21 protein-coding genes and 2 tRNA genes are annotated in these 21148 nt (G+C 69.4%); 10 read left to right on the forward strand and 13 right to left on the reverse strand.

Annotation, left to right across the window (positions count from 1 at the left end; all coding sequences use genetic code 11):
* Positions 1 to 311: 311 nt before the first annotated feature.
* Positions 312 to 1370, forward strand: coding sequence for a hypothetical protein (locus ABE488_RS14435; RefSeq protein WP_346449066.1), 1059 nt, complete (start codon positions 312 to 314; stop codon positions 1368 to 1370).
* A gap of 122 nt (positions 1371 to 1492) precedes the next feature.
* Positions 1493 to 3499, forward strand: a complete 2007-nt coding sequence (betT, locus tag ABE488_RS14440; protein WP_346449067.1) for a choline BCCT transporter BetT — start codon at positions 1493 to 1495, stop codon at positions 3497 to 3499.
* Positions 3500 to 3588: 89 nt separating this feature from the next.
* Here betT and ABE488_RS14445 read toward each other — a convergent pair whose 3' ends face one another.
* The 7 genes from ABE488_RS14445 to ABE488_RS14475 all read right to left on the reverse strand — a co-directional run bounded on the left by ABE488_RS14445 (position 3589) and on the right by ABE488_RS14475 (position 8061).
* The gene (locus ABE488_RS14445; protein ID WP_346445147.1) at positions 3589 to 4152 is read right to left on the reverse strand and encodes a DUF3016 domain-containing protein; all 564 of its coding nucleotides are present in this window, start codon (positions 4150 to 4152) and stop codon (positions 3589 to 3591) included.
* A 96-nt stretch (positions 4153 to 4248) separates the two neighbouring features.
* Complete coding sequence (locus ABE488_RS14450) at positions 4249 to 4392, reverse strand: hypothetical protein (protein WP_346449068.1); 144 nt, start codon at positions 4390 to 4392, stop codon at positions 4249 to 4251.
* Positions 4393 to 4554: 162 nt separating this feature from the next.
* Complete coding sequence (locus ABE488_RS14455) at positions 4555 to 5778, reverse strand: RtcB family protein (protein ID WP_346449069.1); 1224 nt, start codon at positions 5776 to 5778, stop codon at positions 4555 to 4557.
* 56 nt (positions 5779 to 5834) lie between these two features.
* The gene (locus tag ABE488_RS14460; protein ID WP_346449084.1) at positions 5835 to 6956 is read right to left on the reverse strand and encodes a slipin family protein; all 1122 of its coding nucleotides are present in this window, start codon (positions 6954 to 6956) and stop codon (positions 5835 to 5837) included.
* A gap of 403 nt (positions 6957 to 7359) precedes the next feature.
* Positions 7360 to 7431, reverse strand: a tRNA-Asn gene (locus ABE488_RS14465).
* A gap of 2 nt (positions 7432 to 7433) precedes the next feature.
* Positions 7434 to 7501: transfer RNA gene (locus tag ABE488_RS14470), tRNA-OTHER, on the reverse strand.
* Between the two features lie 392 nt (positions 7502 to 7893).
* Positions 7894 to 8061: a hypothetical protein gene (locus ABE488_RS14475; protein WP_346449070.1), complete on the reverse strand. Its 168-nt coding sequence runs from the start codon at positions 8059 to 8061 to the stop codon at positions 7894 to 7896.
* Between the two features lie 151 nt (positions 8062 to 8212).
* Between ABE488_RS14475 and ABE488_RS14480 the strand changes: the two genes are divergently transcribed.
* From ABE488_RS14480 to ABE488_RS14490, 3 genes are all read left to right on the forward strand, one after another.
* The gene (locus tag ABE488_RS14480) at positions 8213 to 8848 is read left to right on the forward strand and encodes a murein L,D-transpeptidase catalytic domain family protein (RefSeq protein ID WP_346449071.1); all 636 of its coding nucleotides are present in this window, start codon (positions 8213 to 8215) and stop codon (positions 8846 to 8848) included.
* Positions 8849 to 8926: 78 nt separating this feature from the next.
* On the forward strand, positions 8927 to 9919 hold the full coding sequence (locus tag ABE488_RS14485) for a L,D-transpeptidase (RefSeq protein WP_346449072.1): 993 nt from the start codon (positions 8927 to 8929) through the stop codon (positions 9917 to 9919).
* Between the two features lie 3 nt (positions 9920 to 9922).
* A complete protein-coding gene (locus ABE488_RS14490; protein ID WP_346449073.1) occupies positions 9923 to 10621 on the forward strand; it encodes a M23 family metallopeptidase in 699 nt (232 codons plus the stop codon).
* Here ABE488_RS14490 and ABE488_RS14495 read toward each other — a convergent pair whose 3' ends face one another.
* Positions 10622 to 11287, reverse strand: coding sequence for an arylesterase (locus ABE488_RS14495; protein ID WP_346449074.1), 666 nt, complete (start codon positions 11285 to 11287; stop codon positions 10622 to 10624).
* A 97-nt stretch (positions 11288 to 11384) separates the two neighbouring features.
* On the opposite strand from ABE488_RS14495, the gene ABE488_RS14500 reads away from it, so the two are divergent.
* On the forward strand, positions 11385 to 12113 hold the full coding sequence (locus ABE488_RS14500) for an ABC transporter ATP-binding protein (RefSeq protein WP_346449075.1): 729 nt from the start codon (positions 11385 to 11387) through the stop codon (positions 12111 to 12113).
* On the forward strand, positions 12110 to 14638 hold the full coding sequence (locus ABE488_RS14505) for an FtsX-like permease family protein (protein WP_346449076.1): 2529 nt from the start codon (positions 12110 to 12112) through the stop codon (positions 14636 to 14638). The genes ABE488_RS14500 and ABE488_RS14505 overlap by 4 nt, the downstream gene beginning before the upstream one ends.
* 39 nt (positions 14639 to 14677) lie before the next feature.
* On the opposite strand, the gene ABE488_RS14510 is transcribed toward ABE488_RS14505, so the two are convergent.
* Positions 14678 to 14935, reverse strand: coding sequence for a hypothetical protein (locus ABE488_RS14510; RefSeq protein WP_346449085.1), 258 nt, complete (start codon positions 14933 to 14935; stop codon positions 14678 to 14680).
* A 199-nt stretch (positions 14936 to 15134) separates the two neighbouring features.
* Here ABE488_RS14510 and ABE488_RS14515 point away from each other — a divergent pair, with 199 nt between their 5' ends.
* The gene (locus ABE488_RS14515) at positions 15135 to 16178 is read left to right on the forward strand and encodes a methyltransferase (RefSeq protein ID WP_346445157.1); all 1044 of its coding nucleotides are present in this window, start codon (positions 15135 to 15137) and stop codon (positions 16176 to 16178) included.
* A complete protein-coding gene (locus tag ABE488_RS14520; RefSeq protein WP_346449077.1) occupies positions 16175 to 16873 on the forward strand; it encodes a pseudouridine synthase in 699 nt (232 codons plus the stop codon). Before ABE488_RS14515 ends, ABE488_RS14520 begins: the two co-directional genes overlap by 4 nt.
* Positions 16874 to 17008: 135 nt before the next feature.
* Here the strand turns inward: ABE488_RS14520 and fabB are convergent, their stop codons facing one another.
* Positions 17009 to 18241, reverse strand: a complete 1233-nt coding sequence (gene fabB, locus ABE488_RS14525) for a beta-ketoacyl-ACP synthase I (RefSeq protein WP_346449078.1) — start codon at positions 18239 to 18241, stop codon at positions 17009 to 17011.
* Positions 18238 to 18747 (reverse strand): 3-hydroxyacyl-[acyl-carrier-protein] dehydratase FabA, encoded by a 510-nt coding sequence (fabA, locus tag ABE488_RS14530; protein WP_183427137.1) that lies wholly within the window; start codon positions 18745 to 18747, stop codon positions 18238 to 18240. The genes fabB and fabA overlap by 4 nt, the downstream gene beginning before the upstream one ends.
* Before the next feature lie 134 nt (positions 18748 to 18881).
* On the opposite strand from fabA, the gene ABE488_RS14535 reads away from it, so the two are divergent.
* Positions 18882 to 19586, forward strand: a complete 705-nt coding sequence (locus ABE488_RS14535) for an HAD family phosphatase (protein WP_346449079.1) — start codon at positions 18882 to 18884, stop codon at positions 19584 to 19586.
* Between the two features lie 91 nt (positions 19587 to 19677).
* On the opposite strand, the gene ABE488_RS14540 is transcribed toward ABE488_RS14535, so the two are convergent.
* Together ABE488_RS14540 and ABE488_RS14545 are read right to left on the reverse strand one after the other, a co-directional pair.
* Positions 19678 to 20016 (reverse strand): metalloregulator ArsR/SmtB family transcription factor, encoded by a 339-nt coding sequence (locus ABE488_RS14540; RefSeq protein WP_346445160.1) that lies wholly within the window; start codon positions 20014 to 20016, stop codon positions 19678 to 19680.
* The gene (locus tag ABE488_RS14545; RefSeq protein WP_346445161.1) at positions 20013 to 21059 is read right to left on the reverse strand and encodes a cation diffusion facilitator family transporter; all 1047 of its coding nucleotides are present in this window, start codon (positions 21057 to 21059) and stop codon (positions 20013 to 20015) included. Before ABE488_RS14545 ends, ABE488_RS14540 begins: the two co-directional genes overlap by 4 nt.
* Positions 21060 to 21148: the final 89 nt, after the last annotated feature.

Below are 21148 nucleotides of genomic sequence, written 5' to 3' on the forward strand. Positions count from 1 at the left end.
CATCGGCGTCATTGCCGGTTGTTCATGATAGCGCCCGGATGCGGCCGCGCGCCTGTGCGGTCTGCACTTTCCAGCAGCGGAATCGATCGCAACGCGCACGCGTTGCATATCGTTTCGTGCGGCGAAACCCCTCGTTTTTCCCGGCATTTGTGCGCAGTCGCGACATGCAGGATTTGGGGTCGCGCCCGCGAATCGTTAAAATGGCCGATTCGTGTCGATTAAACGAGTGATTCGAGGAGGGCAGACCCGTTGTGATGATGCGTGGTTCCAGATGGTTGTTATGTGGTGTCCTGGCAGGTGCGGTACCTGCGGTGTCGGCCGATGACGGGGCCGACCAGGGGCGCAGTCTCGATCTTGGCGGCGCGGTCCGCTTCAACTACGGATGGCTCGATTACGGGCCGACCAGCGGCCTGCAGACCGAACTGGTCCGGGTCGACGCCAAGGGCCATGCCGACCCGGCGTTCTTCTCCCTGCAATACCGCTGGTACGACGGTTTCGATGCCGTGCATCACGCCTATGCGGGCTGGCGCCTGGAAGATGGTCACGATGGCGGACCGGTGTCCGATATTCGCGCCGGTGTCCAGCAGGTCCCGTTCGGCCTGCTGCCGACCGCCTCGCACAGTTTCTGGTTCGGCTCCGGGTATTACCTGGGCATCGAGGACGATTACGACCTGGGTGTGGTCTGGCAGCGCCAGCACGGCGCGCACCAGTGGCATGCGGGGGTGTTCTCGGGCGACGAGTACGGCACCGGCGCCAATTTCGACCGCTATTCCTTCGATGTCGCGACGACCAAGGACCTGCCTTATCGCGAGCGCGAGCGCGCGATCGTGCGCTACGAGCGCAGCGGCACGAGCGGCGGCTGGGAGACGGCCTATGGCGCGTCGGCATTCGCCGGCCGCATCGAGAATCGCGTCGACGGCCGCAAGCACGATCACACCGGTGCGGCGCTGCACGGACAGTGGCGCCGCGGTCCGTTGACGCTGCAGGCGCAGTGGGCGCGCTACCGCTACGACAACCCCGAGTCGCGGATCGCGATGTCGGCCTTCATGTTCCCGTTCGAGATCGCCTCGCAGGCCGACGTGCCGACGTTCAATGTCGCCTGGGACGTGCAGCGTACGGGCTGGTTCGACAGCATCACCTGCTACAACAATGCCAGCGCGACGCTGCCGGTGGGCGGCGATCCGGGCCTGCGCGACTCGATCCAGAACGTCACCGGCTGCAGCTTCGGCAAGGGCGTAATGCTGACCTACGTCGACTGGATCGCCGGCAAGAACATGTGGTTCGCCGGCGGTCCGGGCATCGGCGTGCGCGACCCGGCCAACGACGGCTGGCATTCCCGGCTCAACATCAACGTCGGCTTCTACTTCTGACCGAGGGCCGGGCGCTGACCCGGCCCGCGTTCCGGCGGTGGCCTTGCCGCCGCTTTCACCTGGACACGGCGGCGCCTGGCACAGGCTGCAACCCGACGCCGTGTCCCGCATAAGGACTTTCCATGAACGACTCTCCCGCGCATCCGGCTGCCGAGCCGGCCGCACCACCGGAACGCTGGCACTCGCGCATTCTCGGCCCGGTCTTCTACCCGTCGGCGCTGATCGTGCTGGCCCTGGTGGTGCTTTCGTTCGTCGTGCCCGAGGCGACCGAGACCGCGTTCGGCCACGCCAAGACCTGGGTCGCCAATGATGCGGGCTGGTTCACTGTGCTCGCGGTGGCGGGCTTTCTGGTGTTCATCATCGGCATCGCGCTCAGCGGCTTCGGCCGGATCAAGCTCGGGCCCGATCACAGCCGGCCCGATTACAGCTACGTCACCTGGTTCGCGATGCTGTTCGCGGCGGGCATGGGCATCGGTCTGATGTTCTTCGGCGTCGCCGAGCCGATCATGCATTATGCCGATCCGCCGGTTGGTGACGCGCAGACCGTCGCCGCCGCCCGTCAGGCGATGCGGATCACCTTTTTCCACTGGGGCGTGCACGCCTGGGCGATCTACGCGGTGGTCGCGCTGTCGCTGGCGTACTTCGCTTACCGACACGGTCTGCCACTGCGGATCCGCTCGTCGCTGTACCCGATCATCGGCGAGCGTATCCACGGCCCGATCGGCCACGCGGTCGACACCTTCGCGGTCCTGGGCACGATCTTCGGTCTGGCGACCTCGCTGGGTCTGGGCGTGATCCAGATCAACGCCGGCCTGAACTATCTGTTCGGCATCGCGGTAGGGACCACGACTCAGATCGTGCTGATCACAGTGATCACGCTGATCGCGACCGGCTCGGTGGTCAGCGGCCTGGATCGTGGCGTGCGCCGGCTGTCGGAACTCAACATGATCATGGCAGTCGCGCTGCTGGCGTTCGTGCTGATCGCCGGGCCGACGGTCTACCTGATGCAGACCTTCGTACAGAACACCGGCATGTACGTGTCGAACCTTTTCTCGATGACCTTCAACCTCTACGCCTACGAGCCGACCAGCTGGCTCGGCGGCTGGACGCTGTTCTACTGGGGCTGGTGGATCGCCTGGTCGCCGTTTGTGGGCATGTTCATCGCGCGCATCTCGCGCGGCCGCACGATCCGCGAGTTCGTCGTCGGCGTGCTGCTGGTCCCGCTGGGCTTCACGTTCCTGTGGATGACCATCTACGGCAACACGGCCTTGCACATGGTCATGGTCGACGGCGTGACCCAACTGGTGGATGCGGTGGCGGCCGACAGTTCGGTGGCGATCTTCCAGTTCCTGGAGAACCTGCCGTTCTCGACGCTGACCTCGGGCCTGGCGACCGCGCTGGTGGTGATCTTCTTCGTGACCTCGTCGGATTCGGGCTCGCTGGTCATCGATATGCTCACCACCAAGGGTGAGGAAGAGTCGCCGGTTTGGCAGCGCATCTTCTGGGCACTGGCCGAAGGCGCGGTGGCGATCGCGCTGTTGCTCGCCGGTGGTCTGGCCGCGCTGCAAGCCGCGACGATCGCCTCGGCGCTGCCGTTCACCGTGGTCATGATCGTGATGTGCTGGGGCATGGTGAAGGCCATGCGGTTGGAGGTCGTGAAGCGCACGAGCATCCGCGACGCGCGCATTGCGCCGGTCGCGGCAGGCGGCGGCGACTGGAAGGTGCGACTGCGCGCATTGGCCCACCACCCGCTGCAGAAGGAGGTGCTCTCGTTCCTGCATGCGCAGGTCAAGCCGGCGTTCGAGGACGTGGCGACGGAGCTGCGCAGGCAGGGCCTGGAGGTATCGGTGGAAGAGGGCGAGGACGGCCGCGTGTGGCTGCAGGTCGGCCATGGCGAGGAGATGGACTTCTACTACTCGGTGCGGCCGGTGTCGTACGAGCCGCCGAGCTTCATGCTCGACGACCCGCGCCGGCGCAAGAAGGACTCCGATCGCTACTACCGCGCCGAGGTGCACCTGCGCGAGGGCGGGCAGGACTACGATGTGATGGGCTGGCGTCGCGACGAGCTGATCCACGACGTGCTCGACCAGTACCAGCGTCACATCCACTTCCTCAACGTGGTGCGCTAGCACTCCGCAGGACCGCAACGCAGAAGGCCGCGCAGATGCGCGGCCTTCTGCTGTCTGGGCTCAGGCCGGTCGGGGGCCGGCCATTGCGCTCAGCGCTGCACGAGCGCCGGGCGCAGCTCGCGTCGCAGCCAGTCGTCGACGAGTTGCTTTTCGTAGCGCAAGGCGTCGCTACTCATGGTGCTGCCGGCGCGCTGCAAGAAACCCATGTCGCGCAACTCGCGTGGCCCTTCGGCGACGATCGTGCCCGATGCGTCGCGCAGCACGAAGTCCAGATCGATCCGCGGCGGGTAGTGATCCTTGACGATGCGCACATGGTCGAGCTGCGGACCGTGCCAGGGTTCGTACATGCCGGCGCGGCGGATGTCGTGGATCGTGACCTCCAGCGTGCTGCCCGGAGGTAATTCACGCTCGGCGCGGCGGCGGATGTGCTCGGCGATCTGCACGACCCAGTTGCCGCGGCGCGCCTCCCAGCGATTGCCGCTCTGGCGGATATCGGAGAATGCATCCGGATCGGTCCATTGCACCGACACCGGGCTGTCGCCGGGCAGCGACCTCGGGATCTGGGGGTCGGTCACGTCGCTGCGTGCCAGCACCGGCGCGGCGATCGCGGTCAGGGCGGCGGCAAGCAGCAGGGGCAGGGAACGGCGGTTCATGGCGGTGACTCCCTCGCGTGCGGGGTCCGCACGTCGCATCGGACTGGAATCGGAGCATGCGCCGGGCGGGCTTAACCCGCAATCAAGGTGCCGGGCTCAGTCGAGCAAGAAGGCGTGCGACCGCGCCTGCGGGCGCTGCAGCACCGGTCGCGCGGCGGCCAGGCAGGCGAGCGTCAGGCCAAAGAGCGTGCCGTTCCGCGCGAGGGCGTGCGCTATCACCGGCGAGCCGAGCATCCGCATCCGGACGTCCTCCTCACTGCGTTGGGTCTTGAGCGGGTCGAGCCGCCATGGCCGGCGGCACGTGGCATCGGTTCATCCGCGGGCGCGGCGCTCGCGGCACGGCCGGCACGAAAAAAGGCCGCCCTCGCGGGCGGCCTCACCTGACCTCGCGGCCGTGGCCGCTCAGCCCTTCACGCACACCACCTGACGCAGGGTGTGCACGATCTCCACCAGATCCGTCTGCGCCGCCATGACCGCTTCGATGTCCTTGTAGGCGGCCGGGCTTTCGTCGATGACCGCCGCGTCCTTGCGGCATTCGACGTGCGCGGTCGCCTCGCGGTGCTGCGCCAGCGTGATCTGCTGCCGGGCGGCCGTGCGGCTCATCACACGTCCGGCGCCGTGGCTGCAGCTGTGGAAGCTGTCGCCGTTGCCCAGCCCACGCACGATGAAGCTCTTCGCGCCCATGCTGCCCGGGATGATCCCGAGTTCGCCGGTCCGCGCGCTCACCGCGCCCTTGCGGGTCACGTACACCGCTTGCCCGGCGTGCGATTCCTTCTGCACGTAGTTGTGGTGGCAGTTCACCGCCAGCGTCTCGAGCTGGAACTTCGGCAGCCGGTGGCGCAGCTCGGCCAGGACCCGCGCCATCATCGCCTCGCGGTTTTCGCGGGCGTAGTCCTGCGCCCACGACACCGCCTCCACGTAGTCCTCGAACAGCGGCTCGCCCTCCATGAAAAACGCGAGGTCGCGGTCGGGCAGATGGAAGCCCAGCACGCGGTGTTCGAGCTGCTTGCGCGCCTGCTCGATGAAGTAGGTGCCGATCAGGTTGCCGGTCCCGCGCGAGCCCGAATGCAGCATGACCCATACGGCATCGGATTCGTCGAGGCACAGCTCGATGAAGTGATTGCCGCCGCCGAGCGTGCCGATCTGGCAGTCCAGCTTGTCGGTGCGGATCCGTCGGTGCTTCTGCTTGATCACGTCCAGGCGCTCAATCAATCCGGATTGCGCGATGCGCGTGCCAATGCTGTCGGGCAGCTTCCGGTGTTCGCCGCCGCGGCCGTTGCCGACCGGCACCGCGCGCTCGATGCCCGAGCGGATCTGGGCCAGGCTGTCGGGAAGGTCTTTCGCGCGCAGCGTGGTGCGCACCGCGGCCATGCCGCAGCCGATGTCCACGCCGACCGCGGCCGGAATGATCGCGCCGCGCGTGGGGATCACCGAACCAACGGTCGCGCCCTTGCCCAGGTGCACGTCCGGCATCACCGCCACCCATGGCCCGACGAACGGGATCGCGGCGATGTTGCGCAGCTGCGCGTGGGCCTGGTCATCCAGCGGCACGCCGCGCACCCAGCCTTTGATCGGCGTGGCGCTGCCTTCGGCATGCAGGAGTTCGAATTGCGATTGGGGACTCATGTCTCTTTCCTTCGATGGTCCCGCGCGCTGCATCCGTGCACCGCGCGGAGGAATGACTACTTCATCGTCACCAGCTGCTTCAGCACGCCGTCCAGGCCGCCGAACACGGTGAGCGTGTCGATCTTCTCGGTCACCTTCTCCAGCGCCTCCAGTTCCTTGAGGCGCATCAGTACCGGGGAGTCCTCGATCAGCTTCGCGGTGTTGAGCAGCGAACGCGTGGCGTTGGCTTCCTCGCGCCTGCGGATCACGTTGGCCTGGGCCGCCTTCTCCGCCTGCACCACCTCGTTGAGGATCGTCTTCATCTCCCCCGGCAGGATCACGTCCTTGACGCCGACGCCGAGCACCTCGACGCCCAGGCCGGCTACCTGGCCGCGCACGTACGCGAAGATGTCCGCGTCCAGCGAGGCCTTGTCGCCCAGCAGTTCGTCGAGGGTGCGCGCGGCGACGACCTTGCGCAGGCCGTACTGCAGCTCGCGGTACAGGTGATCGCCGGACTTCGCGACCTTGGTGCGCGCGGCGACCGGGTCGGTCACGCGTACGCTGGCCGCGAGGTTCACGCGCAGCGACACGCGGTCGCGGGTCAGCAACTCCTGGCCCGACACCTCGACCGGCTGCACGCGCAGGTCGACGACTTCGGCGACCACGTTCTTGTGGAAGTTCCAGAACGCGTAGGCGCCGGGACCGAGCGTTCCCAGCAGCGAGCCGTCGATGAAGACCAGGCCGGCCGCTTCCGCCGGCACGTCGACGACCACGGCGACCTTCGACAGCAGGCCGAGCTGGCGCAGGCGGCGCAGCACGTCCGGGCGCACGGCGAGGCCGTCGGCGAGCGACACACGCTCGACGGCGACATCGACCAGTCCGCGCCAGTACAGCCTGCGCGCGCCGGGCGCCAGCACGTCCTCGAGCTTGCCGTGCCGGAACACGAGGCCGACTTCGTCGGCACCAATGTCGGCGTGCACGAACACCGAGTCCAGCTGTCCGCCGAGGCGCGCGATCAGTGCGTCGGCATCGTGGCCAGCATAGACCGGCGCGGAAATGTCGTAGGTGCGCACCTCGACCCGGTGGAACGGGTCGAACATGCGATGCACGCCGGGCGCGAGGACGCGCTCGAACTGACGGTTGCGATACACCAGGCCGCGCTCGCCGTCACCGATCACGACCCGCCTGGTCCAGAACATGCTGTGGACATGCACGGCACTCTCTCCTTGGTTGTTGGCACTGGTGGTCCGATCCGGATGTCGATGCCGCCGCGATGGATCGGTTAGCGCGGCGGCAGTACGTCGCATCGCGGTGGTGTGCGATGCGGTGCGGGCGGACCCGCGAGGAAGATGGACGCGGCCCTGGCATCGCCGTCGCGGAGCGTGGCGTGCGCGCGGCGCGGAGACGGCGCCCGGGCATGAACGTCGCGATGGATCGCGGCGGTGCGCAGGCGGTCCGCGCGCCTCGGGGACGCTGGCCCGGTGACGGATCCGCTGCGACGGTTCGCGGCATCGACAGGCCGGGGCCTGTCGCGCGCGACACGCCGCGCGGGCCGTGTCCTGGTGTGGAACTTGCGTTCCGGTGTCATGACGTGACAGGTCATGCTTGGAGCGGGAGTCGAACCCGCGACAGTCGGATTAACAGTCCGATGCTCTACCCATCTGAGCTATCCAAAGGTGGACGAACCGGACTCGAACCGGTGGCCGGCGGTGGTTCCGCTGCTCTGCCTCTGAGCTATCGTCCGCTCATCGCACCATCGCCTCGCACGCGCCGGCATACGCCACGGCAGTGCCGCGCGCACCGGACGGGATCGCAACCCGCACCGCAAGCCCGTGTTCGTCGATGGTCCGATCGGCACCTTCCGGCGCCGATCCATTCTGCAGGCTGCACCCGCCCGTCGCCCGTGCCCGGCATCAGGGCACAGCGTTGCCGCCACGCAATGGCGAACGCCTCGCGACATAATCGCCCGATAATCAGGAAACCGGTTTTCCCGGATGCCTCGGGTCGAATGCGAAACCTGCGAATCTATTGCATACGCGTAGTCGAACGCACAAACAAAACGCCCCCGGATGTGGCATCCGAGGGCGTTCGCGTGCCTCGGAGATCGGGGTGCCGATCTCCTTGGAATCGAGGAGATCAGTCGAAGATGTGGCCGGACAGGTCGCGCCGCACTGCCTGCTGCGCGCATGGCGCCGCTTCGCGCTGGACGCGCGGCAGGCGGGGCATGTCGACAGGGGAGAAGGCGGTTTTCATGGTGTCGCGGATGTCGTGGAAACGTCGGGTTGGCCGGATGGGCGCGAACATTACATGGACTTAATCATCCGTGCAAGCGGGTCGGTCGATTTTTCGGCCAATTTGCGGTCGATTATCCCGGGAAGTGGAGGCGAACGCCGCGATCACGAGGGGCGTCACGTCGAGCGCATATGCTGGTCCCATGCGCAAATCGATCTCATGGATGTCCTGCACGATCGGACTGCTGGCCGGCGGCCTTGTCCATGGCGACGATCGCGTCGACAGGCTGGTCGCGTTGGCGCCCGGACTCAATCGCGGGGTGCTCGCGTCCGCCCTGCAGGCACGTGATTGCGCCGCGCGCACGCGCGATGTCGGCCAGCGGCTGGTGGTGATCGATTACTCGCGGCCCTCGACCGAGGTCCGCCTGTGGGTGTTCGATCTGGCGCAGGCGCGGTTGCTGCATGCAGAGCATGTCGCCCATGGACGCGGCAGCGGCGGCAACCGGCCGACCGTGTTCTCCGATGTCGAGGGCAGCTACCAGTCCAGCCTGGGGCTGTTCGCGACGGCCGAGACCTACACTGGCCAGAACGGTTACTCGCTGCGCCTGGACGGCCTGGAGCCGGGCATCAACGGCCGCGCCCGCGAGCGATTGATCGTCATGCACGGTGCCGACTACGTCGACCCCGAACAGGGCCGGCGCCAGGGGCGACTGGGACGCAGCTGGGGCTGCCCGGCGGTGCGCACCGCGGTGGCGCGCGCGGTGATCGACGATCTCAAGGACGGCCAGCTGCTGTTCGCCTATGCCGACGATCCTGGCTGGCGACAGGACTCAGTCTTGCTCCACTGCCCGGCCCGCTGAACGCGCGGCACCGGCTTCACGTGACCGGCGCAGCGGACGCGGAACCATGCCGGCATCCCACGCTGCAGGAGCGCCCCGATGACGCCATCCCGATCCCACCTTGTGCGCTGGATGACCGGCTGCCTGGGGCTGCTGTTGGCCTGCGCGCCGGCGATTGCCCAGGACCGACCACAGGCGGATGTCGAGGCCGCACTGACACCCGAGACGGTCAATGCGGCGACGGCCGACGCCGGCGATGCGACGATGCTGCGCGCGCAGGTGCTGCTCGACCGTGCGCATTTCTCCCCCGGCGAGATCGATGCGCAGGGCGGGACCAACACCACGCGCGCAATCGCCGCCTTCCAGCGTTTCCACGGTCTGGAGGCGAGTGGCACGCTGGATGCGCGCACCTGGCAGGCGCTCACCGCCGATGCTGTGCCAGCGCTGATGGCGCACACGCTGACCGCCGACGAGGTCGCCGGTCCCTTCGTCGCGCTGCCCGAGGACATGATGGAAAAGGCCAAGCGCGAGGCGCTGGGCTTCGAAAGCCTCGCCGAAGCGCTGGGCGAGCGGTTCCATGCCGCGCCCGCGCTGCTGCGGCGGCTCAATCCCAGTGCCCGATTCGAGGCGGGCACGCGCATCGTGGTCCCGAACACGGCCGATGCCCCGGCGCTGGCGAAGCCCGAGCGGGTGGTGGTCAGCAAATCCGATTCGGTGGTGCGGCTGGTCGACGGCGCCGGCAAGGTCTACGCGCAGTTCCCGGCCTCGACTGGCAGCGAGCACGATCCGCTGCCGATCGGCGAGTGGAAGGTCGAGGGCGTGGCCGAGGACCCGACCTTCCACTACAACCCGGACCTGTTCTGGGACGCCGACCCGGGACACGCCAAGGCCACGCTGCCGCCGGGGCCCAACAACCCGGTCGGGACGGTCTGGATCGACCTGTCCAAGCCGCATTACGGCATCCACGGCACGCCGGAGCCGGCGAACATCGGCAAGACCCAGTCGCACGGTTGCATCCGGATGACCAACTGGAGCGCGCGCCGGGTGGCGGGTGTCGTCGGGCCGGGCACCGTCGTAATGCTGGACGAATAGACCATGACCCGTGCCGGCCTGTGGGTCGCGCTCGCGGCGGTGCTCGCGCTGGCGAACGCGGCCGTATTCCTGTGGCGTGGTGGATCCGCGCACGATGTCGCGTCGCCCGTGGTCACCGAGGCCGCGCCGTCGCCGGCGCCAGATCCGGGGCCGTCCGACAATGCGGCGGCACCCCCTGCGTCGGTGCCCGCCGCCCATGTCCCCGGCGCCGAGCCCCCGGCGGCACCCGATGCGACGCCTGCGCCGGACCCGCGCGTCGACGCGCATGCGTCGCCTCGGCTGCTGTTGCCAGTACAGGGCATCCCGTTCGCCGACGTGCGCGACACGTTCGACGATGCGCGTGGCAGCGAACGCCGGCACGAGGCGCTCGACATCATGGCCCCTGCCGGCACGCCGGTGCTGGCGGCCGCGGACGGCACGATCGAAAAGCTGTTCACCAGCGATCGCGGTGGTCTGACGATCTACCAGTTCGAGCCTACTGGCACTTGGTCGTACTACTACGCGCACCTGCAGGCCTATGCGCCCGGCATCGCGGAGGGCACGCAGGTGCGGCGCGGCGATGTCATCGGCCGGGTCGGCAGCACCGGCAACGCCGATCCGGCTGCTCCGCATCTGCATTTCGCAGTGTTCCGGCTGACGCCCGAACGCCAGTGGTGGACCGGTGCGCCGGTCAACCCGTATCCGCTGCTCGAACGGCCCTGACTAAGGCGCGAGCAGCGGACGCAGGGCCGGCCAGACGTGATCGAGGATCTTCGTCTGCGCCTCGGCGGTGGGATGCAGGTTGTCGTCCTGGAAGTTGCCGCGGTCGTCGGCGACCGGCTCGAGCAGGAACGGCAGCAGTGCGACGTCGAACGTGTCGGCGAGCAACCGGTAGTTGGCCTCGAAGCCGCGCGTGTAGTCCGGGCCGAGGTTGGGCGGCATGCGCATGCCCACCAGCAGCACGCGCGCGCCGACGTGCTGCGAGGCGCCGATCATCCGCGCCAGGTTGCGCCGGGCCTCGGCCAGCGGCAGCCCGCGTAGCCCGTCGTTGGCGCCCAGCGCGATGATGACCACCTGCGGGCGCTCGCGCACGACTGCCTGCACGATCCGAGACGCGCCGCCGGCGGTGGTCTCGCCCGAGATGCTCGCATTGACCACTCGCCAATCCGGCGCCTCGTGCTGCAGCCGTTGTGCGAGCAGGCCGACCCAGCCTTGCGCGGCGGACATGCCGTAGCCCGCCGACAGTGAATCACCCATGACCAGGAGCGTCTTGGCCTGCGGATCGGCGGCAGGGCGGGCCGTCGCGGCCTGGGCCTGTGCTAGAACGGGCAGGGCCAGCAGACACGCCAGCATCCAGCGCGCCACGCGCGCTTGCATCGGGCGGCGCATGGCCGCAATTCCCAGTGTCATCTCCCATGTCTCCGGTTGGTCGGCGATGCCGCATCGCGACGGTGCGCCGGACTGGCGCGAACAGCGAAGGATATCTATGCACGACGGTTCCCCCCTGCAAGATGAAGCCGTGCGCGCGGCAGGCCATGCGCTCGACGTCGACGGACTGGGCAAGCGGGTCACGCTGCCGTCCGGTGACCTGACGATCCTGCAGGACGTCGGCTTCCGTATCGGGCATGGCGACACGGTGGCGATCGTCGGGGCCTCGGGCTCGGGCAAGAGCACGTTGCTGTCGCTGCTGGCCGGGCTCGACACACCCAGCGCGGGTCGCGTGCTGCTCGACGGCGCGCCGATCTCCACGCTCGACGAGGACGGCCGGGCGCGCGTGCGCGGCGAGAAGGTCGGCTTCGTGTTCCAGAGTTTCCAGCTGCTGCCGTCGCTGACTGCGCTGGAGAACGTCATGCTGCCCCTGGAGCTGCGCGGCGACCGCGATGTCGAGGCACCGGCGCGCGAGGTGCTGCAGCGTGTCGGTCTGGGCGAGCGCCTGGGCCATTATCCACGCCAGCTCTCGGGCGGCGAGCAGCAGCGCGTGGCGCTGGCGCGCGCGTTCGTGACCCGGCCCTCGCTGCTGTTCGCCGACGAGCCGACCGGCAACCTGGACACCGCCACCGGCCAGGCGATCGTCGACCTGCTGTTCGCGCTCAATGCCGATGCCGGCACCACGCTGGTGCTGGTCACCCACGACGATCGCCTGGCGGCGCGCTGCGCCCGGCGCCTGCGCATCGACAGCGGCCGGCTCGTCGCCGACGAGGCGCTGGCCGCATGAGGACCGCGGGCCTCGCCTGGCGGCAGCTGCGCCGCGACTTCAAGGCCGGCGACATCCGCATCCTGTTCGCGGCGCTGGTGCTCGCGGTCGTCGCGGTGACTGCGGTGGGCTTCGTCACCGATCGCGCCGAGCGCGCATTGGCGATCGAGGCCAACCGCCTGCTCGGCGGCGATGCGGTGGTGCGCGGCGATGCGCCGATCGACGGTGCGATCCGCACCGCCGCCGATGCGCCTGGCCTGCGCGCGGTCGAGACTGTCGAGCTCGACAGCATGATCCGCGTCGGCGAGGGCGATGCGGCCAATCTGCGCCTGGGCGACGTGCGCGCGCTCGGTGACGGCTTTCCGCTGCGCGGCAGCTTCCGGATCGATCGCGGCGATGGCGTCGAACGCGATGCGCAGGCGGTGCCCGAACCCGGGACCGCCTGGATGAGCCGGGCCGGGGCGGACACGCTCGGCGCGGCGGTCGGCGACACCGTGCACTTGGGCGAACGCAGCTTCCGTCTCGCCGCGCTGGTGCTGCAGGAGCCCGATGCGTCGATCGACTATTTCAATGTCGCGCCGAAGGTGTTCCTGCACCTGTCCGATCTGGCGGGCACCGGGCTGATCCAGCCGGGCAGCCGCATCGGCTATCGCCTCGTCGTCGCCGGCGACGCCAACGCGGTCGACGGCTTCACCCGCCTGGCACGTGCGCAGCTGGGCCGCGGCCAGCGCGTGGAGACGATCGGCGACGCGCGCCCCGAAGTGCGCTCCTCGCTCGATCGCGCCGGCCGCTTCTTGGGGCTGGCGGCGCTGGTGTCGGTGATCCTGGCGGCGGTCGCGGTGGCAATGGCCGCGCGCCAGCATTCGGCCCGGCATCTGTCGTCGGTCGCGGTGATGCGCTGCATGGGCGCGCAGCAGCGCACGCTGGTCGGCATCCACGTCGGCGAACTGCTGCTGCTCGGGGTGGTCGCTTGCACCTTGGGGGTCGCGATCGCGTTCGGGCTGCAGTGGGCGGTCGGCCGCTGGCTCGCGTCGCTGCTGGGCTTGTCGATCCCGGCCGCCGGCGTGTTGCCCGCGCTGCAGGGCTACGGCGTCGGTCTGATCGTGCTGCTGGCCTTCGGCGCGCCGCCGGTGCTGGCGCTGCGGCGGGTGCCGGCGCTGCGCGTGCTGCGTCGCGACCTCGGCGGCTTCGAGCCCAGCGCATGGCTGGTCGGGCTGACCGGTTTCGCCGGGCTGGCCGCGCTGTTGTGGTGGAAGGCCGGGTCGGCGGCGCTTGGTGGCGCGATGCTGGCCGGTATCGCGGCCACGTTCGCGGTGCTGGCGCTGCTCGCGTGGGCGCTGATCGCGCTGGTGCGTGCACTGCGTTCGAAGCTGCGAGGCAGCCTGCGCTACGGCCTGGCCAACGTGAGCCGGCGCGCGGGCACCAGCGTTGCGCAGATCAGCGCACTCGGCCTGGGCCTGATGGCGCTGCTGCTGCTGACGTTCGTACGCACGGACCTGCTCGATCGCTGGCAGCTGGCGATCGGCCAGGACGCGCCCAACCGCTTCATCATCAACGTGCAGCCCGACCAGCTCGACCCCGTGCGCGGTTTCATCGCCGAACAGGCGATCGAGCCGCCGGTGCTGTTCCCGATGGTGCGCGCGCGCCTGCTCGCGCGCAATGGCGAGGCGGTACGCGGCGAGGATTACCTGGGACGCAGCGGCGACGAGGCCCAGGACCGCCAGGCCCAGCGCCGGGCCGAGCGCGAGTTCAACCTGTCGATGCAGGGCGCGCTGCGCGATGACAACCAGATCACCGCCGGCAGGTACTGGGGCGATACGGTGCCCGCGTCGCCGGAATTGTCGGTCGAGGAGGGCTTTGCCAAGGACCTGGGCTGGCAGATCGGCGACCGCATCGCGTTCGACATTGCCGGCCAGCGGTTCGAGGCGCCGATCACCAGCCTGCGCAGTATCGAGTGGGAGAGCTTCCGGCCGAACTTCTTCGTCGTCGCCTCGCCCGGCGCACTCGACGGCTACCCGGCCAGCCACATCACCGCGGTGCGCGTGCCCCCCGAGCGGCCGCGCTTTACCGCCGATCTGGTGCAGCGCTTCCCGAACCTGTCGGTCGTCGACATCGACGCGGTGCTGACCCAGGTGCGCAGCACCGCCGACCAGGTCTCGACCGTGGTGCAGGTGGTGTTCTGGTTCTCGCTCGCCGCCGGCGTGCTGGTGTTGCTGGCGGCGGTCAGCGCCAGCCAGGACGAACGCCTGCTCGAAGGCGGCGTGATGCGCGTGCTCGGCGGCCGACGCGCGCAATTGCGTCTGGCGCAGGCCTCGGAGTTCGCGGCGATCGGCTTGCTGTCGGGCGTGGTCGCCGCATTGGCCGCATCGGTGTTGGCCGGTGTCGTCGCGGTGCAGGTGTTCGACCTGCCGTGGCGGCCGAACTGGGCGCTGGCCGCGGCGGGCGGCGGCATCGGTGTCGGCGTGACGCTCGCGGCCGGCCTGTGGGCGACCCGCCGCTTGCTCGACGCACCGCCTTCGGTGACGCTGCGTGAGTTGCAGGAATGAGATGGCCGGGCGGCGCATGGACACTGCCCGACCCGAGGCTCACTCGATCACATCCTCGGCCGCATCGAAGCGGCGGGCGTACTCGCGTTCCGTGCTGACCCGAAGCACTTCCTCGCCCGCCAGTTCGGGTGCGCCGTAGACGGCGTAGGCGACGCGGTCCTGCTTGCGACCGACCAGATGCAGGCGGTAACGCGACTGGCCGCTGCCGGTCTCGGACGGGTAGTGCTTCGGCGGGTCCGTGCCGTCGAGGTCGAGTTCGTTGTTGTCGATGACGCCGCCGACGAACAGTGCACGGATGGGCATCGCGGTCTCCTGTGGGGGGGAAGGCCCGGCCATCGTGCCGACGCGGATGTTCGCGATGCATCAACGTGGCGTTGGCATCGCGATGACGCGGTGCCTTGGTGCGGCATGCGCATGGGGGCCCTGCAGGCTGCTGGCGGCGTTCCGGTCGAGCGGTCCCGGTAGAATCGCCGGCTGTTTACCAGGACCTCCCGCGATGGCCGACCCCGCACTCGATGCGCTGTTCCTCCCGTTCGAGCAGCGGCTGCTGTCGTGGCCGCCGGCCGGTGCGCTGTTCCTGCGCGCGCGTCCGGGTGTGGCGACGACCGGCGGGCGGTGGCCTGGCCTGCTGTGCGAGCAGACCCTGGCGCCCTTGCACACCGCGCTACAGCGCGCCGGCCTGGAGGCGCTGCCGCAGGACGATGGTGATGATCCGGCGCTGCCGGAACGACCGTTGGTATTGGCACTGCCGCCGCGCCAGCGTGACGAGGCGCGGGCGTTGCTGGCACGCGCGCTGGCGGCGGTCGCACCCGGCGGCTGGGTCGTGGCCAGCGTCGCCAACGACGAGGGCGCGAAGTCCGCGCAGGCCGACCTGGCCGCGCTCGCCGGCAACATTGGCGCGCTGTCCAAGCACAAGTGCCGGGTGTTCTGGGCGCAGCGCGATGCGCGCGGCGACGAGGCGTTGCGCGCGCGCTGGGCCGCACTGGACGCGCCGCGCCCGATCCTCGGTGGCCGGTTCGTCAGCCGGCCCGGCGTGTTCGCCTGGGATCGGATCGATCCGGCGTCGGCGCTGCTGGCCGCGCACTTGCCCACGACGCTGGCCGGGCATGGCGCCGATCTCGGCGCGGGCTACGGCTTTCTGGCGGCCGACGTGCTGCAGCGCTGCCCGGGCCTGCGCGCGCTCGACGTGATCGAGGCCGAGGGCCGCGCGCTGGCGCTGGCCCGTCGCAATCTGACCGGGCTACGCGACGATGTGGCGCTGGACTTCCAGTGGCGCGATGTCACTGCGGGCCTGCCGCGGCGTTACGACTTCATCGTCAGCAATCCGCCATTCCATGCCCACGGGCGCGAGGAGCGGCCCGAGCTGGGGCGTGCGTTCATCGCCGCGGCCGCCGACGCCTTGGCGCCGGGCGGCAGCCTGTGGCTGGTCGCCAACCGGCATCTGCCCTACGAGGACGTGCTCGCCGCACGCTTTGGCCAGGTGCGCGAAGTCGCCGCGCAGGGTGGCTTCAAGATCGTGCACGCGGAGCAGGCGCGATGAAGCTGGTCAAGCTGCTCGCCAACCTCGGCTACGGCAGCCGCAAGCAGGTGGCGTGGATGTTCCGCGAGGGGCGCATCACCGATGCCGACGGCGAGGTGCTCTATGCCGACGACCGGGTGGCGCATGCGGCCATTCGCGTCGACGGCGAACCGCTCGATCCGCCGCAGGGCCTGACGCTGCTGCTGCACAAGCCGACCGGCTACACCTGCTCGACCAAGGACACCGGCCGGTTGGTCTACGACCTGTTGCCACCGCGCTTCCGGCTGCGCGCGCCGGCGCTGTCGACGGTCGGGCGCCTGGATCGCGAGACCAGCGGCCTGCTGCTGTTCACCGACGACGGCCAACTGCTGCATCGGATCATCTCGCCGAAGGCGGCGCTACCCAAGGTCTACGACGCGACCTTGGCGCAGCCGCTGCGCGGGGACGAGGCCGCGCTGTTCGCCAGCGGCACGCTGATGCTCGAGTCCGAGACCACGCCGCTGCTGCCCGCCGCGCTCGAGGTCGTCGACCCCACGCATGCGCGGCTGACCATCGTCGAAGGTCGCTACCACCAGGTCCGGCGCATGTTTGCGGCCGTCGGCAACCACGTCGTCGCCCTCCACCGCAGCCGCATCGGCGGCCTGTCGCTGGGCGACCTGCCCGAAGGGCAATGGCGCCCCCTCGACGCCGCCGACCTGACCACGCTCTTCGGCTAACCCGAAACCGGGGTCCGAAACCGGGGTCAGAGTCGAATTTCCCCCGAGAACCAGCAGGCGTGGGACATCCTGGTGGAAATTCGACTCTGACCCCGGTTTCGGTTTCGCTGACCCCGGTTTCGGGCCCTGGTTTTGTCAGGCGTCCCAGCGGCGCAGGGCGAGGCTGGCGTTGGTGCCGCCGAAGCCGAAGCTGTTCGACAGCACGGTGCGCAGCTGGGCGGGGCGGCTTTCGCGGACCAGTGGCAGGCCTTCGGCTTCGGGGTCGAGGGTGTCGACATTGATCGAGCCGGCGATGAAGCCGCGCTCGAGCATCAGCAGGCAGAAGATCGCTTCGTGCACGCTGGTCGCGCCGAGCGAGTGGCCGGTCAGCGACTTGGTCGACGAGAACGGCGGCATTGCATCGCCGAACACCGTGCGCATCGCACGCAATTCGCTGACGTCGCCGACCGGGGTCGAGGTGCCGTGGGTGTTGATGTAGTCGATGTCGCCGTCGAGGCCCTCGATCGCCATGCGCATGCAGGCGATCGCGCCGTCGCCGGAGGGGGCGACCATGTCGACGCCGTCGGAGCTGGCGCCAAAGCCGACCAGTTCGCCCAGGATCGTCGCGCCGCGGGCCTGGGCGTGCTCCAGGCTCTCGAGCACCAGCGCGCCGCCACCGCCGGCGATCACGAAGCCGTCGCGGTCGGCGTCGTACGGCCGCGAGGCGCGCGTCGGGGTGTCGTTGTAGCGGCTCGACAGCGCACCCATGCCGTCGAACAGCATCGCCATGCCCCAGTGCGCTTCTTCGCCGCCGCCGGCGAACACCACGTCCTGCAGGCCGGCCTGGATCTGCTGTGCGGCCACGCCGATGCAGTGCGCCGACGTCGCGCAGGCCGAGGAAATCGAGTAGTTGAGCCCCTTGATGCCGAATGCGGTGGCCAGGCACGCCGAGACCGTCGAGTTCATCGTGCGCGTGACCTGGTACGGGCCGATCCGGCGCACGCCCTTGTCGCGCAGCACGTCGGCCGAGCCGATCAGGTTCTCCGGCGAGCCGCCGCCCGATCCCATGATCAGGCCAGTCCGCGGGCCGGAGATCATGGCGTCGGTCAAACCGGCGTGCGCAATCGCATCGCGCAGCGCCAGGTAAGCGTAGCCCGCGGCATCGCCCATGAAGCGGCGCAGCTTGCGGTCGATCAGCGCATCGAGGTCTACATCGGGCATGCCCGAGATCTGGCTGCGCAGGCCCTTGTCGGCATGGCCGGCGTCAAAGGCGATGCCCGAGCGGCCCTCGCGCAGCGACGCGGCGACGGTGTCGAGATCGTTGCCGATGCACGACACGATGCCCGCGCCGGTGATCACGACGCGGCGTGCGGTCGGATTCAGGCTCATGCGGCCTCGTCGCGCATGAACAGCCCCACGCGCAGGTCGCTGGCAGTGTAGATCTCGCGTCCGTCGACGAGCATGCGCGCATCGCCGATGCCCAGGATCAGGCGCCGCTTGATCACGCGCTTGATGTCGATCTCGTAGCGCACGAGCTTCGCGTCGGGGCCGACCTCGCCAGTGAACTTGACCTCGCCTACACCGAGCGCGCGACCGCGACCGGGCAGTTGCTGCCACGTCAGGTAGAAGCCGACCAACTGCCACATCGCATCCAGGCCCAGGCAGCCCGGCATCACCGGGTCGCCCTGGAAGTGGCATTGGAAGAACCACAGGTCTGGGCGCACGTCGAGCTCGGCGTGGATCTGGCCCAGCCCGTGCGCACCCCCGTCGTCGTCGATGTGAGTGATGCGGTCGAACATCAGCATCGGCGGCAGCGGCAGGCGGCCGCTGCCCGGCGCGAACAGCCGGCCCTCGCCCGAGGCGATCAGTTGTTCGTAGCTGAAAGAATCCTTCATCGACGCATGGACCGGGGAAGTGAGGCGGACGGCGATTATTGCGGAATGCGTGCGGCATTGCCCGTACGCACGGGTACGCTGAATGGGCCTTCGGGGCGATGCGGGTTAGAATTGATCGCGTGTCCACGCCCTCGATGTCCGCCGCCGTTCCGCCGTCTCCGCAGGGGCTCGCCCTGTCGTCGCTGCCTGCCGGGGTGGTGTTCGACATGGACGGCCTGATGCTCGAAAGCGAGCGCGAAATCCTCGATTGCATGCGTCTGGCGGCCGCCGAGCAGGCGCAGGACATCGAGCCGGCGTACTGGCGCGCGATGATCGGCCACAGCGACCGCATCTGCCGCGAACGCCTGGTCGAGCGCATCGGCGAGCCCGCCGCCGATGCGCTGTTTGGTCGCAGTCAGGCGTTGTATCTGGCGCGTGCCGAAGCCGGCATCGCGCACCGTCCGGGCATCGTCGCGTTGCTGGACCTGCTGGCCGAATGCGGCATCCCGCGCGCGGTCGCGACCTCCACGCGGGCGCCGCTGGCGCAGCGCAAGCTTGCCGCCGCCGGTCTTCTGCGGCATTTCGACGCGGTGTGCACCAGCAGCGATGTCGCCCATCCCAAGCCGGCGCCGGATGTCTACCTGCTTGCGGCCGAGCGGCTGGGCGTGCCGGCGGCGCGGTGCCTGGCGCTGGAAGACTCGCCGACCGGCGTGCGCGCCGCGCTCGCGGCCGGCATGACCACGATCCAGGTGCCCGACCTGCTGCTGCCCGATGATGCGGTGCGTGCGCTCGGTCACCGGATCGTCGATTCGCTCGACGATGTCCGGCAGCTGATCCAGACCGTACGCGCCCAGGGCTGAGTCCGCCCGAGCATCCGCCTCGGGCAATGCATGGCGCCGACGCTGCGCGCATGGGGCGCCCGAGCAGGCCATGTCCGTGCGCGTTCCCCCGCTAGCGTTGCGGTGCCTCGTCGTCCGGTTCGTCGGCGTGGGCGAGCATGTCGACCAGCATGTCGCGCACGTGCGCATCGGCGGTCGCGTAGAACACCTGGCGCTGGCGCCGTTCGCCGCGCACCAGCCGCGCGCCGCGCAGCAGGCGCAAGTGATGGCTGACCAACGGCTGCGAGGCGCCGGTGCGGCGCGCGATCTCGCCGACCGGCACCGGCCCATCCAGGCAGGTCAGCAGCACCCGCAAGCGGGTCGGGTCGCCGAGCAGGCGGAAGGTGCCGGCAAGGATCTCGACCTGCTCCGGATCGGGGACGGTCTCGACGTCAGGCGCAGATGCGCTCAATTGGGACCTCCTGGCTTCGCCGCGCCCGGCACGCGATCGGCGGCATCCGCGTGGTCGTGTTCGTGCGGATGCCTGTGCGCGTGCTCATGGCGATGCGACGCGCGACTGCCGTGCTCCAGCGCGCAGGCATCATGCGGTGCATGCACGACCTCGACCGTCGTGTGGCCGATCGAGAACCGGTCGGCGAGTGCGCGTTTGACCGCCGGCACCACACGCCAGGCCGGTGCGTCCTCGTCGAGCGTGAGTTCGAGCGTCGCCAGCACCCGGCCCGAGGTGATCGACCACACATGCACGTGGTCGACGCCCGCCACGCCCGGAACCTGCTCGCGCAGGTGCGTGCGCAGGGCCTCGATGTCGATGTCCGGCGGCGTGGCCTCCATCAGGATGTCGAAGGCGCCGCGCAGCAGCGCCCAGGCACTGCGCAGGATCAGCAGGCACACCAGCACCGAAAGGATCGGGTCGATCGGCATCCAGCCGGTGAAGTGGATCACCAGCGCGGCCACGATCGCGGCGACCGAACCGAGCAGATCGCCGAGCACGTGCAGCGTCGCGCCCTTGATGTTGACGTGCGATTGGTCGCCGCGATGCAGGATCCAGAACACCAGGCAGTTGACCAGCAGGCCGACGACCGCGACCGCCAGCATCGGTCCGGCGAGCACCTCGCCCGGATGCCGCAGGCGCTGCACCGCCTCCCAGGCGATCCACAGCACCAGCGCGAACAGCGTGATCGCATTGATCAGCCCGGCCAGCACCTCGATGCGCATGTAGCCGAATGTGCGCCTGGCGTCCGAAGCCCGGCGGCCGATGCGGAAGCCCAGCCAGGCGAGCAGCAGCGCCGCGGCATCGGTGAGCATGTGTCCGGCGTCGGCAATCAGCGCCAGCGAGCCGGACAGGACCCCGCCGACCATCTCCACGACCATGAAGCTGGCGGTCAGCGTGAAGCCGATCAGGACGGCGCGTTCGTTCGCGGCCGAGACCGACGGGGCATGCGCGTGATCGTGGTCGTGCGCTTTGTGCGCGGGGTGGTCGTGGGGGTGCGGCATCGGAGGAAGAGGGCAGCGTCTAAAAGTGTCGACATATAAGCATGTATTTATTTCAATTGGAAGTGCGGGCGCGCATTCGCCGCCGAGCA

Origin of the sequence: Luteimonas sp. TWI662 (assembly GCF_039673825.1) — a bacterium.
Lineage (GTDB): Bacteria > Pseudomonadota > Gammaproteobacteria > Xanthomonadales > Xanthomonadaceae > Luteimonas.

Bases quoted from the DNA above. Each gene is read 5' to 3' on its own strand.
- betT (WP_346449067.1), top strand. From the start codon at position 1,493: ATGAACGACTCTCCCGCGCATCCGGCTGCCGAGCCGGCCGCACCACCG.
- ABE488_RS14445 (WP_346445147.1), bottom strand. From the start codon at position 4,152: ATGAACCGCCGTTCCCTGCCCCTGCTGCTTGCCGCCGCCCTGACCGCG.
- ABE488_RS14450 (WP_346449068.1), bottom strand. From the start codon at position 4,392: ATGCGGATGCTCGGCTCGCCGGTGATAGCGCACGCCCTCGCGCGGAAC.
- ABE488_RS14455 (WP_346449069.1), bottom strand. From the start codon at position 5,778: ATGAGTCCCCAATCGCAATTCGAACTCCTGCATGCCGAAGGCAGCGCC.
- ABE488_RS14460 (WP_346449084.1), bottom strand. From the start codon at position 6,956: ATGTTCTGGACCAGGCGGGTCGTGATCGGTGACGGCGAGCGCGGCCTG.
- ABE488_RS14475 (WP_346449070.1), bottom strand. From the start codon at position 8,061: ATGTTCGCGCCCATCCGGCCAACCCGACGTTTCCACGACATCCGCGAC.
- ABE488_RS14480 (WP_346449071.1), top strand. From the start codon at position 8,213: ATGTCCTGCACGATCGGACTGCTGGCCGGCGGCCTTGTCCATGGCGAC.
- ABE488_RS14485 (WP_346449072.1), top strand. From the start codon at position 8,927: ATGACGCCATCCCGATCCCACCTTGTGCGCTGGATGACCGGCTGCCTG.
- ABE488_RS14490 (WP_346449073.1), top strand. From the start codon at position 9,923: ATGACCCGTGCCGGCCTGTGGGTCGCGCTCGCGGCGGTGCTCGCGCTG.
- ABE488_RS14495 (WP_346449074.1), bottom strand. From the start codon at position 11,287: ATGCGCCGCCCGATGCAAGCGCGCGTGGCGCGCTGGATGCTGGCGTGT.
- ABE488_RS14500 (WP_346449075.1), top strand. From the start codon at position 11,385: ATGCACGACGGTTCCCCCCTGCAAGATGAAGCCGTGCGCGCGGCAGGC.
- ABE488_RS14505 (WP_346449076.1), top strand. From the start codon at position 12,110: ATGAGGACCGCGGGCCTCGCCTGGCGGCAGCTGCGCCGCGACTTCAAG.
- ABE488_RS14515 (WP_346445157.1), top strand. From the start codon at position 15,135: ATGGCCGACCCCGCACTCGATGCGCTGTTCCTCCCGTTCGAGCAGCGG.
- ABE488_RS14520 (WP_346449077.1), top strand. From the start codon at position 16,175: ATGAAGCTGGTCAAGCTGCTCGCCAACCTCGGCTACGGCAGCCGCAAG.
- fabB (WP_346449078.1), bottom strand. From the start codon at position 18,241: ATGAGCCTGAATCCGACCGCACGCCGCGTCGTGATCACCGGCGCGGGC.
- fabA (WP_183427137.1), bottom strand. From the start codon at position 18,747: ATGAAGGATTCTTTCAGCTACGAACAACTGATCGCCTCGGGCGAGGGC.
- ABE488_RS14535 (WP_346449079.1), top strand. From the start codon at position 18,882: ATGTCCGCCGCCGTTCCGCCGTCTCCGCAGGGGCTCGCCCTGTCGTCG.
- ABE488_RS14545 (WP_346445161.1), bottom strand. From the start codon at position 21,059: ATGCCGCACCCCCACGACCACCCCGCGCACAAAGCGCACGACCACGAT.